Genomic DNA, 14,787 nt, shown 5'->3' with positions numbered 1-14,787 from the left:
CCGAGTTGTTACACGTGCGACACGAGGTTGAGCGTTTGGCTGTCACTGGTCATGATGCCGTCCTCCAGTGCGCGAAAAGGAGCGCTACGTGCTCGTACCCCAGCTGTCCCGACGCGACGCCAATGACGAGATCGTAGGCATCGTCATCCGGAGCGTCCAGATCGACATCGTTGAGGCCGTAGAAGACGACGACCGCAAGCCATCCCAGACGCTTGTTTCCATCGACAAGGGCATGGTTCTTCACGAGCGACTCGAGAAGCACAGCTGCCTTGTGATCAAGGCTCGGGTAGACGTCGCTGCCGAACACCACCGAGGTCGGCCGGTGCGCGGCAGAGTCGAGAAGACCCAGATCCCGCACGGGACCCACCCCCAGATCTTCGATGAGGGCGAGCAGGTCCTCGAGCGACAGGAAGGTCGTCACCGGCCGAGACGCTCGAGAACGTCGGCATATCGCTCACGAGCCGCCGCCGAAAGATCACGCACCCGCCCCTGATGCTGCCGCCGCGAGACAGCCTCATGAATCGCACGCACGGTCGCCTCCTGTTTGCTGACTCCCTCGGCCTCCGCGAGTTCCGCGAGGGCGCGCTCGTCTTCGGGTCGGAGTCTCAAAGTCATGGCCATGCCCACAATGATACCAATCCGGTATCATCATGCACCGAGATCGCCTCCGAATTGTCGAAAAGCGGCAAGCTCATCGAAAACGTGGGAGGAAGAGGCACCGGATTCCCGAGATACTCCCTCGACACATCTCACCCACCAAGGGCTTCCTCGATCAGGCGGGCGCTCGCGGCGGCGCCGTCCTCGGCCTCGTACTCGCGGGCCACCTCGGCGGCCGTTCGCCGGAAGGCGCCTTCCTCCGACAACCGGCGCACGGCATCGCTGAGCTTCGGCGTTCCGGCGTCTCGCGGCGAGAGTGCGATCGCGTTGCCTCGCGCCGCGCACACCGCCACGTTCCAGGCCTGCTCCGGCTGCAGCCCCATCCCGACGAATGGGACGCCGGTGGCGCAGGCGGTCTGCACCGTGCCCTGGCCGCCGTGAAGAACGGCGGCGTCGACGAGCCCGTCGAGCCGGTGCGCAGGAATGAGATCGGTAACGTGCACATTGGGCGGCAGCGCGTCACCCGGGCTCAGGTAGTGGCGGATCGGAGCGACGACGTTGATCGGCAGGGAGCCCAACCGACGGGCTGCCGCGAGCGCCACCGTGCGGCTGGCTGAAGACCCAAGCCCCAGATACACCAAGGGCTCGGACCGGGAGGCAAGTTCGTGCACCAGTTCCGGCATGGGCGCGTCCAGGTGAGCGAAGATCGGCCCGACCCTTTCGTACCCATCCGGCAGCGTGTACCCGCGCAACTCGTCAGGCATGACGGTGAGCAGGTTCCGGTCGGCTTCGAGGAGAGACACCACGGTCCGCAGCGGGGGCAGCCCGTTGGCGCGGGCCACCCGCGTAAACGATCGAGGTCCCAGCGGCGCGTGGTTGTAGATCCAGCGGAAGGCCCGGGTGGCGACGACGTCCAACAGACCCGCCCCGCGTCCGTTCCCAGGCACGAGGCCCAGCCGGCGCGTCTGCGCGATGTGCGGGCGGGTGAGCGCGAACGGCACCGCGTACCACAGCGTCACCCCTTCTGCCCGAGCAGAGATCATCGACGTGGCGTTGGTGCCGATCACCACCGCCTCCGCCCCGGTCTCGCGAATCAGGGCGCGCTCCATGGCCACCCTCGCTGCGACGAGCTCGACGGTGAACGGATTGCGCAGCGTCTTGGCCTGATCGAAGCGCAGCGCCTGGAACCGTTGTTCCGCCGTCCAGGCTGGCTCCAGTGCGCGGTACTCGAAGCCGGCGCCGGTGACCAGCGAGACGTAATCATCCTCGAAACCGAAGAACACGGGCGTGTGGCGCGGGTCTAGTGCCCTCGCGATCTCGATCATCCGGGTGACCTCGGCGAGGTTGAACATCACCGCGCCGAAGAGCACCGTCGCCATGGCCGGGTCAGTTCGTCAGCAGCGGCGAGGTGCGGCGGTGCAGGCGCCGCGCCGCCTCGGCCAGCGACCCCGACATCGAGGGATAGACCGTGAAGACGTGCGAGAAGTCGTCCACGTTCACACGCTGCGCCACCGCCAGCGAGACAGCGTGGATCAGCTCGGACGCGCGTGGTGCCACCACGACACCGCCGATGATGATGCCGGTGGTGGGCAGGCAGAACAGCTTCACGAAGCCGTCGGTGAACGACTGCATCTTGGAGCGAGCATTGGGCGCCAGCGGCAGCAGCACGGACGAGACGCGCACCTCCCCCGCGTCGACCTGGCTCTGAGTGACCCCCACCGTCGCCACCTCGGGCGTGGTGAACACGTTGGACGACACCAGGCGCAGATCCATCGGCGTGACGGCGTCGCCCAGCGAATGCCACATCGCGACCCGTCCCTGCATCGCGGCCACCGATGCCAGCGCGAAGACGCCCGTGACGTCGCCAGCCGCGTAGATGTTGCGCACCGACGTGCGACTCACCTTGTCGACGACGATGTGACCCGACGGCGACAAGGCCACCCCGGCCTCTTCCAGACCGAGGCCCTCGGTGTTCGGCGTGGCCCCCACCGCCATCAAACAGTGCGACCCCCGCACCTCCTGCCCATCGGCAAGAGTGACGATCACCCCGTCGTCCTCGCACCGCGCGGCGACGGCGCGGCACTCGGACATGATGGTCATGCCCCGCGCCTCGAAGTTGCGCTGGATCACCGCGGAGGCGTCCTGGTCCTGGGTGGGTAGCACCTGTTTGCGGGAACTCACCAGCACCACGTCGCAGCCGATGGCGTCGTAGGCGGAGGCGAACTCGGCGCCCGTGACGCCCGAGCCCACGACGATCAGTCGTTCGGGCACCTCGTCGAGGTTGTAGACCTGCTTCCAATTGAGGATCCGTTTGCCGTCGCAGGGTGCGTCCGGCAGCTCGCGCGGCGTGGTACCGGTGGCCACCAGGATGATGTCGGCGGGCAGCACCTCCTCGCCGTCCGCCGTCGTCGCGATCACGCGCTCGCGGCCGTCCAGCCGTGCGCTGCCGTGGATGATCCGGATGCCGTCGGCCTCGAGCCGTGCGCGGATATCGCGGGACTGGGCCTCGGCCAGTTCCATCACGCGCTGATTGACCTCGCCCAGGTCGACCTGCACGATCTCGTGCGCCTCGCCGTGGAACTTGAGCCCGATCTGCTTGGCGCTCTGGATGCGCGCGACCACTTCGGTGGTGGCGATGAGCGCCTTCGACGGCACGCAGTCGGTGAGCACCGCCGCGCCACCCATGCCTTCGCGTTCGATCACGGTGACGTCGCCACCCAGTTGCTTGCCGACCAGCGCGGCCTCGTAGCCACCTGGTCCCCCGCCGATGATCACTACCTTGGTCACGCAGAACATCCTCGCACACTCGGCGCGGCTGGAAGCCGATCGGCATATCCTTGCCAGCATGATCGAGAATCCGCATGACCAGGCGGCCGCGGCCGCGCAGTTCCTTTCCTCGACGCTCGGCGTGGAGCAGATCGACCTGGCACTGGTGCTGGGCTCCGGCTGGGCCAGCGGCGCCGATCAGCTGGGCGAGAAGCTCGCCGAGATCGCGCTCGGCGACGTGCCGGGCTTCGCGAAGCCCGTTGTTGCCGGCCACGGCGGGGCCATCGTCGTGGTGCGCACCACGAACGGCAAAGTGGCCGCCATCTTCACCGGCCGCACCCACTACTACGAGGGTCGCGGGGTGGCCGCGGTGGCGCATGGCGTGCGCACCGCAGCCGCGTGGGGAGCCAAGACGCTGGTGCTCACCAACGGGTGCGGCGGCCTGAATCCCGACTGGGCTCCGGGCACCGTCGTCCTGCTCAAGGACCACATCAACCTGACCGCAGCGACCCCGCTGGTGGGTGCCACCTTCATCGACATGTCCGAGGCCTATTCGTTGCGCCTGCGTGCGCTCGCCCACGAGGTGGAGCCGGGCCTGCCCGAAGGCGTGTACGTGCAGTTCCCCGGCCCGCAGTACGAGACCCCCGCCGAGGTCCGGATGGCCGGCATCCTCGGCGGCGATCTGGTGGGCATGTCCACCACGCTGGAGACCACGGCGGCCCGCGAGGCCGGGCTCGAGGTGCTGGGCCTCTCGCTCGTCACCAACGCCGCAGCCGGGTTGAGCGAGACCAACCTGGATCACAGCGAAGTGCTGGCGGCCGGGCGCGACGCGGGCCCGCGACTCGCGGCGCTGCTGGCCGGCATCGTCGCGAAGCTGTGAGGTGAGACCGCGATGACCGCCATCACCGAAGAACTGCTCCGAACCGCCACCGCCTGGCGCGACGCCGACATCGACGATGACACCCGCCAAGAGCTCGACCACCTGCTGGTGCAGTCGCAGGCCGACGATCCCACCATCTCGGAACCGGCCGTCGCCGAGCTGGTATCGGCCTTCGCCGGGCCGCTGGAGTTCGGCACTGCCGGGTTGCGCGGCCCGCTCGGGCCCGGCCCGGCGCGGATGAACCGCGTCGTCGTAACCCAGGCGGCAGCAGGGTTCGCGGCCTGGCTGAAGGCCCAGGGACAGGGCGGTGGAAAGGTGATCGTCGGCTACGACGCCCGCCACAAGTCCGCCGACTTCGCCCGCGACACCGCCGAGATCATGGCCGGCGCGGGCTTCCAGGTGCTGCTCACCGCCGAGCCGACGCCCACCCCGGTGGTGGCCTTCGGCATCCAGCACTACGGCTGCGTCGCCGGCGTCGTGGTGACCGCCTCGCACAACCCGCCGCAGGACAACGGCTACAAGGTCTACCTTGGCGACGGCTCGCAGATCGTGCCGCCCGTCGACGGTGAGATCGCGGCTCAGATCGCCGCCGTCGCCGAAGGCTCGGTGCTGGAACTGCCGCGCGCCGCCGAGTACTCAACGGTAGGCGGCGAACTGCCGGAAGCCTACGTGCTGCGCGCCGCCACGCTCGTGCCCGAGAGCGCTCCCCGCGACGTGCAGTGGGTCTACACCGCCATGCACGGCGTGGGCAGCAAGACGGTACGCGCCGCCGCGCACGCCATCGGCTTCCCCGCGGCCCACGAGGTGCACGAGCAGGCCGAGCCCAATCCCGACTTCCCCACCGTCGCCTTCCCCAACCCCGAGGAGCCCGGCGCGATCGACCTGGCCCTCGCGCAGGCCCGGGAGACCTCGGCGGACGTGGTGATCGCCAACGACCCCGACGCCGACCGCTGCGCCGTGGCCGCCGTGGCCGACGGCGACTGGCGGATGCTCACCGGCGACGAGCTGGGCGCGCTCCTGGGTGACGACGCGATCCGTCGGGGCGCGCCCGGACGGTTCGCCAACTCGGTGGTGTCCTCCACCTGGCTCGCCACGATGGCTAGGGCCGCGGGCCGCGAGCACCGCATCACGCTCACCGGATTCAAGTGGATCGGCCGCGTGCCGGAGCTGGCTTTCGGGTACGAGGAGGCCATCGGCTACTGCCTCGACTCGGCCGCGGTGCCGGACAAGGACGGGATCAGCGCCGCCATGACCGTGCTGCGGATCGTCGCAGACCTGAAGGCCAACGGCCTCAGCCTGGCGGACCGGCTGAATGAGATCACGGTCCGCGACGGGCTGCACGCCACCAGCCAGCTGTCGGTGCGGGTCGCCGACCTGTCGATCATCACCGACGCCATGGCCCGCCTGCGACAGGCTCCCCCGGCCACGCTGCTCGGCGAGCCGGTTGCGGTTACGGACCTGGCCATCGGCACACCTGATCTGCCGCCCACCGACGGCATCGAGCTGACCGGCGCGACGGTGCACGTCGTCGCTCGTCCTTCCGGCACCGAGCCCAAGCTGAAGTGCTACCTGGAGGCGCGACTGAGCGTCGAGGAGTCGGCAGACCCCGCCGCCGCTCGCGTCGAAGGCGCCCGTCGCCTGGCGCAGCTCCGCACCGAGATGGCCACCGCCCTGGGCGTCTAGAACCTCTTGATACGACGACAGCGCCCGGCCTTCGAGAAGGCCGGGCGCTGTTGCAGATTCCGAGGGTCAGGCGACTCGCCGAGCCCCCGCGAACGGCATGTACTTCATCTTGGTGACGTTGACGCCGGTGCGACGGTTGCCGGCGTGCACGATCTCGCCGTCGCCGATGTAGATGGCGACGTGGCTCACGGGGCTGTAGAAGAAGACGAGGTCGCCGGGCTTGAGGTTGCTCTTCGACACCCGCTTCCCCGCGGACAGTTGAGCACGCGAGGTGCGCGGCAGCTTGATGCCGACCTGCTTGAAGGCATAGGTGGTCAGGCCCGAGCAGTCGAACGCGTTCGGGCCGGTGGCGCCGTGGCGGTAGCTCTTGCCAACCTTGGCCATGGCGGCCCTCACGGCCAGCTTGGCCTTGTCGACCTTGGCGGCCTTCACCTTCACGACGGGCTTCAACGACTTCGAGGCCTCGTAGGTCTTGCTGGCCGGCGTCGTGACCCGGAGCTTGTTGTTGCCCTTCTTGCTGAGCTTCGCCTTGACGCTGTAGGTGCCCTTGGAGCTGGTCTTGGTCTTGGCGATCGTCGTCCACTTCTCGCCGGTCCAGCGCTGCAGCGAGACGGTGACCTTGCGGGCCGGCTTCACGCTGCCCTTCACGGTGACCTTGTCACCCAGGGTGACATTCTTGGGCACCGTGGTGATCTTGGTCGAGGTGCTCTGCGGCTTGACCGCTGCTGCCTTCTTCGCCGTGGACGTCGCGGCCGCGGCCGTCGTCTCGGCGGACACGGTCTCGTCGGCGTGCGCCATGGGCGCACCGGCCATACCCAGGCCGACGGCCAGCGAGCAGGTCAGTGCAATCAGCGTTTTGCTGAACTTCATTCAGATCCTCATTTTCCATCCACGCCGCGTCGGGCGGCTCACCCCCAAGGTGATTCTGTGAAGCAGCTTAAGTTTTCTCAGCTTGGTTCGCAACTTTCTCAGTTCAAACGCTCATCTGGTGAGCGTTCCTGAGGGTGGGAGGGCTGGAGTGCGTCGGTACCCTGGAACACATGAGAACAGCGCGTGTCGCCTTATCCGCCCTTCTCCTGGCCCTCGTGGGCGTGTTCAGCATCGTCGCTCCAGCGAGGGCCGACGACGCCGCGCCGATCACCAAGTACCACGTCGACGTCAACCTCACGCCCGAGGGCGTCGCCCAAGTGACCATCGACATGGTGATGGACTTCTCGGTGGTGAGCGGCCGCGGCCCCATCCTGTTCTTCCCCGAGTACCAGGACGCCGGGGACAACCAACCCAACATGCAGTATGTCTTCGACTACTCCAACTGGCAGGTCACCTCCGACACGGGGGCGCGCGTCGATATGCAGCAGGAACGCGAGAACGGGGCGGTCGGCATCCGGGTCGGCCACCAGGACCACCGGTACCGCGAGCCGCAGCAATACACCGTGAGCTACGACGTCGCGGGCTTCATCGTCTCCGATCACCCGGAGAGCGGGATGGATGAATTCAGCTGGAACGCCATCGGCCCCTACTGGAACTCGTCCTTCCGGGACGTCCAGATCTCCATCACCGGACCCACCGCGGTCTCCCAGGCCGACTGCTTCTACGGCCCCTACACCGTGCAGGAAAAGTGCGAGTCGTCAGTATCGGGTGACACCGCCACGTTCTCCATCGACGCATTGGACTCGCGGACGCCCATGCAGGTCGTCGCCGGATTCCCCGCGGGAACCTTCGGCGGGGTGCAGCAGACGCTGCGCGAGATTCCCACCTTCGGCAACACGATGCGCAACTTCTTCGAGGTGACTCCCGTGACCGCCGGCGCCACCGGCGTCAGCCTCGCCGCGGCCGTCCTCGGCTGGGTCGCGGTGCGGCGCCGGTTCACTCGCGATGAGGTGTTCGTCGGGCTCACCCCGGGCGTCACGCCCGCAAGGGGCCAGGAGGCCGCGCGCGGCAAGCAGCAGGGCAAGACCACGGTCGCGGTGCAGTTCCAGCCGCCGAAGGGATCGACGCCCGGCGAGATCGGCACCCTGATGGACGCCACTGCGAACAACATCGACATCTCGGCCACCATCGTCGACCTCGCCGTGCGCCGCTACCTGCGCATCGAGACGCTGCCCAGCCAGGAGATCCGCCTGGTGCAGCTGCCCATCCCTCCGCAGAGCGGTGAGCTCAAGGCCTTCGAGGCCAAGCTGCTCACCAAGCTCTTCAAGACAGGCCCCGTCGTCACGATGGACGACCTGAAGGGCGAGCGATACGCGACACTCCAGCCCAAGACGAAGGAGCGGCTGTACAAGCAGATGGTGGCCAACCGCTGGTTCCATCGCCGCCCCGACTACGCCGTCGTTGCTCCCCTGGTGGCCGGCATCCTGCTCACCATCGGCGGCTTCATGGTGACACTGGTCCTCGGCATGGCAGGCTGGGGGCTGGTGGGCATTCCGCTGGTGCTGTTCGGCATCGGCATCCTGGCCCTCACCGGCAAGTTCCGCACGCGCACGGCAGAAGGCTCCGCGGTGCTGGCGCAGACGAAGGGATTCGAGCTGTATCTGCGCACGGCCGAGGCCGACCAGATCAAGTTCGAGGAGGGCATCGACGTGTTCAGCCGCTACCTGCCCTACGCGATGATCTTCGGCGTGGCCGATCGCTGGGCGAAGGTGTTCTCCGAACTCGGCGAGAGCGGCGTCTACCAGGCCGACCTCAGCTGGTACCCGGGCGCGAACCTGTACAACGCCTTCTACTTCTCCTCGGCGCTGAACACCATGTCGTCCGCGCTGTCGAGCGCCATGACCACGGCGGTGGCCTCCGGCATGACGTCGTCGACGGGCAGCTCGTCGGGCTTCAGCGGCTTCAGCGGAGGCGGCGGCTTCGGCGGCGGTGGCGGCGGCTCCTGGTAGGCCGCCCTCACACGGGCTCAGCCGATCGGCGCCCACTCCGGGCCGGTCTGGCCCAGCTTGTCGTCAAGCTTCTGGAACAGCGGCGACGGCTTGGCCAGCGGCGTACCCGCGACGATCGGGCGCGAGGCCCACACTGCCTGCTGCGAGGCGTAGTCGCCCTGCAGCGTGGGGTAGGTGAGATCCTCGTCGGTCACCTCGACGATCTGCGGCTGGGCCGCCCACACGCCCTCGTTGCCCAGCGCCTCAAAGATCTTCTGCGCCGAGTGCGGCAGGAACGGGGTGAGCAGGGTGTTGCAGTCGCTGACCACCTGGAGCGCGACGTGCAGCACGGTGTCGCGGCGATCCGGATTGTCCTTGAGCTTCCAGGGCTCCTGGTCGGAGAGGTACTTGTTGGCCAGGCCGACGATGCGCATCGCCTCGGTGATGCCCGCCTTGAAGCGGCGCGCGGCGATGTGATCGCCCACGGTGTCGAAGGCGGTCTTGGCGGCGTCCAGCAGGGCGCGGTCGTCGTCGGTGAGCTCATTGGCAGCGGGGATCGCACCGTTGTTCTTGAACGCCATCGAGATCGAGCGGTTCACCAGGTTGCCCCACTCGTTGGCTAGCTCGAAGTTGATCCGGCGGACGAACTCCTCCCAGGTGAAGTCGGTGTCCTGGTTCTCGGGGCCGGCCACGGCGATGTAGTAACGCAGCGCGTCGGGGCCGAACTCCTCCAGGAACTGGCCGACGAAGATCGACGCCCCGCGCGACGACGACACCTTCGAGCCACGCATGGTCATGAACTCCGACGAGACCACCTCGGTGGGCAGCTGCAGCTCGCCGAGCGCCTCGCGGATCTCGCCGCCCAGCTCACCCTGGCCGTTGGCGCCCAACAGGATGCCGGGCCAGATCACGGAATGGAAGACGATGTTGTCCTTGCCCATGAAGTAGAACGACTGCGCGGTCTCCTCGTTCCAGAACCGGCGCCAGGCCTCAGGATCCCCGGATCGGCGGGCCCATTCGACGGAGGCCGAGAGGTAGCCGATCACGGCGTCGAACCACACGTAGATGCGCTTCATGGGGGCGTCGCGCCAGCCGTCGAGCGGGATCGGCACGCCCCAGTCGAGGTCGCGGGTGATGGCGCGCTCGCGGATGTTCTCCAGCAGGTTGTGCGAGAACTTGAGCACGTTGGGCCGCCAGTCCTCGCGGCTGTCGAGCCATTCGGTGAGCTGCGGGGCCACCTTGGGCAGGTCGAGGAAGAAGTGCTCGGTCTCGACGAACTTCGGGGTCTCGCCGTTGATCTTCGACTTGGGATCGATCAGGTCGGCCGGGTCCAGCTGGTTGCCGCAGTTGTCGCACTGGTCACCGCGCGCGTTGTCGTAGCCGCAGAGCGGACAGGTGCCCTCGATGAAGCGATCGGGCAGGGTGCGGCCGGTCGATGGGGAGATGGCTCCCATCTGGGTCTTCGCCACGATGTAGCCGTTGTTGTGCAGAGCGGTGAAGATCTCCTGCACGACGCGGTAGTGGTTGGGCGTCGTGGTGCGGGTGTACAGGTCGTAGCTGAGGCCGAGCCCCTGCAGGTCGGAGACGATCTGCGCGTGGTATTTGTCGGCGGTCTGACGGGCGGTCAGGCCCTCGGCGTCGGCCTTCACCTGGATGGCCGTGCCGTGCTCGTCGGAGCCCGACACCATCAGCACGTTGTGGCCCGCCATGCGCATGTAGCGGGAGAAGACATCGGAGGGAACTCCGAAGCCCGAAACGTGACCGATATGGCGGGGGCCGTTGGCATAAGGCCAAGCGACGGCAGCGAGAACGTCAGACATGACGGTCATCCTATCGTCGCCGCGCATATGCCCGCTGTCGCTGCCGCTCAGCTACCCATACGGCGCGATCTGTACCTCTTTCACAGATCGTGCCGCATCAGTAGCTGAAGGAATGCCGACATCCCACGCCAGACAGAACCACGATCAGGGCTGGTACCCCAGCCGACGGACGGCGTAGGCGCGGATGGACTCGGCCAGCCAGTCGGGCAGATCGGGATCGACGTCGGTGAGCAGCGCGCGTTGCTGCGGGCTGTCGGTGGTCGCTTCGGCGAGGGCGTAATAGCCCGCAGGAGTCGCCGGCCAGAACTCGAGGACTCCCTCATAGTGCTCGGCCATGAGATCCAGCACCTCATCGTCGTCCGGCATCAGGCCCACGGTTCGGGCGGCAGCCAACCGGCCGTGCAGATCGCGTCCACGCTCTGCGGCCCGTTCGTGATCCTCCCGCGTCCACCCGGCCAGGCTGGCCTCGGCCACGTCAAAGTGCACATCCACTTCCGGACCAAACCGCTCGGAGAGATCCGCCCGGAGTTCCTCGGTTCGCCGCCTCAAGCCGACGAAGAACTCCTCATCCTCTAGCTCACTCGCTCCTTCGAGATCGTCGATCGTCCTCCCGACGGTCTCGAGAACCTGGTCGAGACGCGCGCGCTCGGCCTGGAGCCGCTCCCGATGCTGACGCAGAAACGCCGCCTCATCCGTGCCGTTGTCGAGCAAAGCCTGGATCTCGGGCAAGGGAAGTCGCAACTCGCGCAACAACAGGATGCGCTGCAGCCGGAGTAACTCCTCGCGCCCGTACCAGCGATATCCGTTAGCACTCACCCTGACGGGCCTCAGCAGACCGATGTCGTCGTAGTGACGCAGAGTCCGCGTGGTGACACCGGTCATTCGCGCGACATCTCCGATCGACCGCTCCACCGACCTCCACCTCCCGGTATTGACCTTCACGTTACGTCAATTCTTAGCGTTGGGACATGAGAACTTACACCTCGCCAGATCTCCCCACACCAGAGGACATCCTGCGTGACGACGGAGAGCTGCTTGGCGGCGTCGTCCCCACACAAGGCTCCTGGATCCCCACGACCTCCTTCGGGGCAGCCCTCGGCAAGCCGACCGACTACGAACACGCCGTGGATGTCGTGCATGAGCGGGGTCTTGCTTCCCTCGCCGAGACGTGGTGGATTCGTCTCGCGGGGACTGAAGACTGGCTGGAAGCCGAACTCATGGAGGTCACTCCCGAGCATCTCCGCATCCGCTGGACGGATCCGATGCTCGATCAGCCCCCATCCGGCCACTGGGTGGACGTCACAACCACCGAAATCTCCCTCAATCCGGTGCTGCAGTAGTTCCCACCAGGCTGGCGCCGGAATAAAAGTGGCTGAGCGGGGGTGATCTGTACGTATTGCACAGATCACCCCCGCTCAGCCATCGTTATGCGCACGACCACCCCCGCAGCCTTCTGGCGCGGTCTCGCCGGTTCCTCATCAGCCAGCGCCTAGGCTGAGGCCATGAGCGAGATCTGTCCCTGCGATACCGGGCGTGCGTATGCGCGATGCTGCGGGCGGTTTCATGCGGGGCGGCCGGCGCCGACGGCGGTGGCGCTCATGAGGTCGCGGTATTCGGCCTTCGCGCTTGGGCTTGAGGAGTATCTGAGAGAGACCTGGCATCCGACCACTCGTCCCGCAACCCTGGACCTGGACGACGGAACCACGTGGACAGGGCTGGTCATCGAGTCGACGGAGGCAGGTAAAGCCTGGGACGAGACGGGCACCGTCGCCTTCGCCGCGTCATGGCGTGATGCGGGCGGCCAAAACGGGACGCTGCGCGAGCGCAGCCGCTTCACCCTGATCGACGGGCGCTGGTTCTACGTCGACGGAGTTCACAGCTAGTGGACGAGCAGCAGCTTGCGGGCGGAAATGCCAGTGGACAGGTGGTGCGCGTCGGACAGACGGTGCGCAAGGCATGGACCGCATCCACCCCATCGGTCCTGGCCTTCGTGGCGCACGTACGCGCCACCGGAATCGACGTCCCCGAGCCGCTGGGCCAAGACGAGCAGGGTCGGCAGGTCACCGAGTTTGTTCCTGGTCGGCTCGCCATCGACTCCGATCCGCTCACTCTCGACGAACTGCGCCGGATTGGGCGCCTCGTCCGCGCTATCCACGATGCCAGTGCGAGTTTCGTCCCGCCCGACGACGCCGTCTGGGAGACGGCCATCCCCGCCCCGGGTGGCGACCTGATCTGCCACAACGACCTCGCCCCTTGGAACCTGATGATCGGCGAGAGATGGGTGTTCATCGACTGGGACGCCGCCGCCCCCAGCACCCGCCTCTGGGATCTGGCCTACGCCGCTCAGGCGTTCACCCTGAACGATGTCCAGCAGCCACCCACGGAGGCCGCAAAGAACCTGGCAGCCTTCGTCGACGGCTACGACGCAGACGACACCCTCCGCTCAGCTCTCCCGGGCACCATGCAACAGCGCACCGCCGCCATGCTCAACTTGCTGCGATCATCGCATGAGATCGGCCACGAGCCTTGGGCCTCGATGTACGAAACCTTCCACCGCCCCCACTGGGAGGGCGTAGTCCGCTACGTCAGAGACCACCAACACGTCTGGGCCACAGCGCTTCAGTGACTCAGCGACCCTCTCCGAGGGCCTGTTATCGAAGTTCCCGGCTCGCCTCGGCCGCCGAGTTGAGGATGCGCGCGAGATCGGCGGGGCAGCTCCACATGGGCCAGTGGCCGGTGGGGAGATCGACGACGTCGAGGGTCGCGAGGTTCGCGACCTCGGCGAACATGGGGTGGCCGGCCTGGGCGAGTTCCAGCACCTGCGCGCTCGGCAGGGAGCAGCACACCAGCGTGGTCGGAACCGCGAGTCGGGCATCGTTCGTGAGCTCGACGGTCTGGCGAAGAACGGCGCCCGGCTCGGGTACTGCCCTGACCCGGAATCGCTCGAGATGCTCGGCGCTCAGCCCTTCGAGGCTCGCCTCTTGGGCAAGGTCGTCGAACAACGGCAACGGCAGCTCCTCCACCTCTTCCGGGAGGTCGGGAGCGAATGCCATCCCCGCCGCCGCAGGGCCGGAATCGACCCACACCACCCGACGAACCAGCTCGGGGTGCCGGTCGAGAACGAGGCTGACGGGGGCGTTGGCCCCACTGTGAGCGACGAGCACCACCGGCTGAGCCGCGGATCCCCCGCGTTCAGCGATGAGTTCCAGGATCGCCGCGACCTGATCGTCGAGGTTCCTCGACGCACGCTCCGGGTCGTGCGGATCGAGACCGGGCAGCGTGATCGCGACGGCCTCAGAGTTGCCGGTTGCCAGGTGCTCAAGAACCTCATCCCATGCCCAGGCACCCAGCCAATGGCCGGCGATGAGAATGATGGTCGGACTGCTCGTGTTCGTTGTCATGTGACGACTCTCTCAGGCCCTGGAGACAGGTGTATGTCACTATTTATGACATGAATTTGTTCGGAGTCGAATGATGAAGCGAGCGGAACGGCTCCATGCTCTCTTCGAGACATTGCGTCGGGCCGGCACACGAGGACTCTCTGCCGAGAGGCTGGCGCGAGAGTTCGAGGTGTCCGAGCGCACCATCAAGAGAGACCTCGCCGCGCTGGAGGGCAGCGGCGCCCCAATCTGGTCCCGGCCAGGCCCGGGCGGGGGCTACGGACTGGCCACCAGCGCGTCCTTACCGCCGGTCAGCCTGTCCCCCGCCCAGGCCGTCGCACTCATGGCTACGGTCTCCGCCGCGTCCGATGCCCCTTACGCCGATCTGGCCGCGGCCGGGATCCGGAAGATCATGGACGTCCTCGAGCCCGCCACCCGAGCCAGAGCCGACGAGCTGGCCAGCCGGGTGTGGGTCAACGCACCCCCTTCATCGTCGCGCGCGACCAAGTCGGCGCTGGAAGAGGCGATGGTCGAGCAGCGCGTCGTCCGGATCTGCTACTCATCGGCGGACGGCACCACGACCACCCGAGACGTCGAGCCCGTGCTTTTCGCCTCCACCAACGGCCGGTGGTATCTGGTCGGCTGGTGCCTGTTGCGCGACGCGATGCGATGGTTCGTCGTGTCGCGCATCGAGCGGGCCAGCGTCACCAAGATCCCTTGCAGCGGGCACACCGTCGACGAGGTCGGAGAACCGCCGGCAAACGCGAGGCCAGTAAACAGCCGAAGCAACTGACCCCAGCAGC

The 14,787-nt window shown here is 67.3% G+C and carries 15 protein-coding genes and 1 pseudogene; 8 read left to right on the top strand and 8 right to left on the bottom strand.

The genetic code is table 11. From position 1 onward, the window contains the following. Nucleotides 1-49: 49 nt before the first annotated feature. The 4 genes from P0D62_RS11125 to P0D62_RS11110 form a co-directional block, all read right to left on the bottom strand. Entirely contained in the window at nucleotides 50-421 is a 372-nt protein-coding gene (locus P0D62_RS11125; RefSeq protein ID WP_275702622.1) for a type II toxin-antitoxin system death-on-curing family toxin, read from the bottom strand. Beyond that, on the bottom strand, nucleotides 418-621 hold the full coding sequence (locus P0D62_RS11120; protein WP_275702621.1) for a CopG family transcriptional regulator: 204 nt from the start codon (nucleotides 619-621) through the stop codon (nucleotides 418-420). Before P0D62_RS11120 ends, P0D62_RS11125 begins: the two co-directional genes overlap by 4 nt. Before the next feature lie 128 nt (nucleotides 622-749). Further along, on the bottom strand, nucleotides 750-1,976 hold the full coding sequence (locus P0D62_RS11115; protein WP_275702620.1) for a glycosyltransferase: 1,227 nt from the start codon (nucleotides 1,974-1,976) through the stop codon (nucleotides 750-752). A gap of 7 nt (nucleotides 1,977-1,983) precedes the next feature. Further along, entirely contained in the window at nucleotides 1,984-3,384 is a 1,401-nt protein-coding gene (locus P0D62_RS11110) for an NAD(P)H-quinone dehydrogenase (RefSeq protein WP_275702619.1), read from the bottom strand. A 46-nt stretch (nucleotides 3,385-3,430) separates the two neighbouring features. Between P0D62_RS11110 and P0D62_RS11105 the strand changes: the two genes are divergently transcribed. Both P0D62_RS11105 and P0D62_RS11100 read left to right on the top strand, forming a co-directional pair. After that, nucleotides 3,431-4,243, top strand: coding sequence for a purine-nucleoside phosphorylase (locus P0D62_RS11105; protein ID WP_406708248.1), 813 nt, complete (start codon nucleotides 3,431-3,433; stop codon nucleotides 4,241-4,243). A 12-nt stretch (nucleotides 4,244-4,255) separates the two neighbouring features. After that, a complete protein-coding gene (locus tag P0D62_RS11100; protein WP_275702617.1) occupies nucleotides 4,256-5,926 on the top strand; it encodes a phospho-sugar mutase in 1,671 nt (556 codons plus the stop codon). A gap of 66 nt (nucleotides 5,927-5,992) precedes the next feature. Here P0D62_RS11100 and P0D62_RS11095 read toward each other — a convergent pair whose 3' ends face one another. Beyond that, nucleotides 5,993-6,796 (bottom strand): C40 family peptidase, encoded by an 804-nt coding sequence (locus P0D62_RS11095; protein ID WP_275702616.1) that lies wholly within the window; start codon nucleotides 6,794-6,796, stop codon nucleotides 5,993-5,995. Nucleotides 6,797-6,966: 170 nt separating this feature from the next. Between P0D62_RS11095 and P0D62_RS11090 the strand changes: the two genes are divergently transcribed. Then, the gene (locus P0D62_RS11090; RefSeq protein ID WP_275702615.1) at nucleotides 6,967-8,805 is read left to right on the top strand and encodes a DUF2207 domain-containing protein; all 1,839 of its coding nucleotides are present in this window, start codon (nucleotides 6,967-6,969) and stop codon (nucleotides 8,803-8,805) included. Between the two features lie 17 nt (nucleotides 8,806-8,822). Here P0D62_RS11090 and metG read toward each other — a convergent pair whose 3' ends face one another. Then, nucleotides 8,823-10,613: a methionine--tRNA ligase gene (metG, locus tag P0D62_RS11085; RefSeq protein ID WP_406708243.1), complete on the bottom strand. Its 1,791-nt coding sequence runs from the start codon at nucleotides 10,611-10,613 to the stop codon at nucleotides 8,823-8,825. A gap of 135 nt (nucleotides 10,614-10,748) precedes the next feature. Beyond that, on the bottom strand, nucleotides 10,749-11,516 hold the full coding sequence (locus P0D62_RS11080; protein ID WP_275702613.1) for a MerR family transcriptional regulator: 768 nt from the start codon (nucleotides 11,514-11,516) through the stop codon (nucleotides 10,749-10,751). Nucleotides 11,517-11,572: 56 nt separating this feature from the next. Between P0D62_RS11080 and P0D62_RS11075 the strand changes: the two genes are divergently transcribed. The 4 genes and pseudogenes from P0D62_RS11075 (at nucleotide 11,573) to P0D62_RS11065 (ending at nucleotide 13,230) form a co-directional block, all read left to right on the top strand. After that, nucleotides 11,573-11,944, top strand: coding sequence for a hypothetical protein (locus P0D62_RS11075; protein ID WP_275702612.1), 372 nt, complete (start codon nucleotides 11,573-11,575; stop codon nucleotides 11,942-11,944). Between the two features lie 162 nt (nucleotides 11,945-12,106). Further along, nucleotides 12,107-12,163 (top strand): annotated as a pseudogene (locus tag P0D62_RS19170) (SEC-C metal-binding domain-containing protein); the annotation flags it as partial. Between the two features lie 30 nt (nucleotides 12,164-12,193). After that, the gene (locus P0D62_RS11070; RefSeq protein ID WP_275702694.1) at nucleotides 12,194-12,487 is read left to right on the top strand and encodes a YchJ family protein; all 294 of its coding nucleotides are present in this window, start codon (nucleotides 12,194-12,196) and stop codon (nucleotides 12,485-12,487) included. After that, nucleotides 12,487-13,230: a phosphotransferase gene (locus P0D62_RS11065; protein WP_275702611.1), complete on the top strand. Its 744-nt coding sequence runs from the start codon at nucleotides 12,487-12,489 to the stop codon at nucleotides 13,228-13,230. Before P0D62_RS11070 ends, P0D62_RS11065 begins: the two co-directional genes overlap by 1 nt. 25 nt (nucleotides 13,231-13,255) lie before the next feature. Here P0D62_RS11065 and P0D62_RS11060 read toward each other — a convergent pair whose 3' ends face one another. Beyond that, nucleotides 13,256-14,005, bottom strand: a complete 750-nt coding sequence (locus P0D62_RS11060; RefSeq protein ID WP_275702610.1) for an alpha/beta fold hydrolase — start codon at nucleotides 14,003-14,005, stop codon at nucleotides 13,256-13,258. A gap of 70 nt (nucleotides 14,006-14,075) precedes the next feature. Here P0D62_RS11060 and P0D62_RS11055 point away from each other — a divergent pair, with 70 nt between their 5' ends. Continuing rightward, on the top strand, nucleotides 14,076-14,777 hold the full coding sequence (locus tag P0D62_RS11055; RefSeq protein WP_275702609.1) for a helix-turn-helix transcriptional regulator: 702 nt from the start codon (nucleotides 14,076-14,078) through the stop codon (nucleotides 14,775-14,777). Nucleotides 14,778-14,787: the final 10 nt, after the last annotated feature.

It is taken from the genome of Tessaracoccus caeni (genome assembly GCF_029211185.1).
Lineage (GTDB): Bacteria > Actinomycetota > Actinomycetes > Propionibacteriales > Propionibacteriaceae > Arachnia > Arachnia caeni.
Note: the sequence above shows the minus strand (reverse complement) of the source record. Positions and strands in the feature narration are given on the sequence as shown.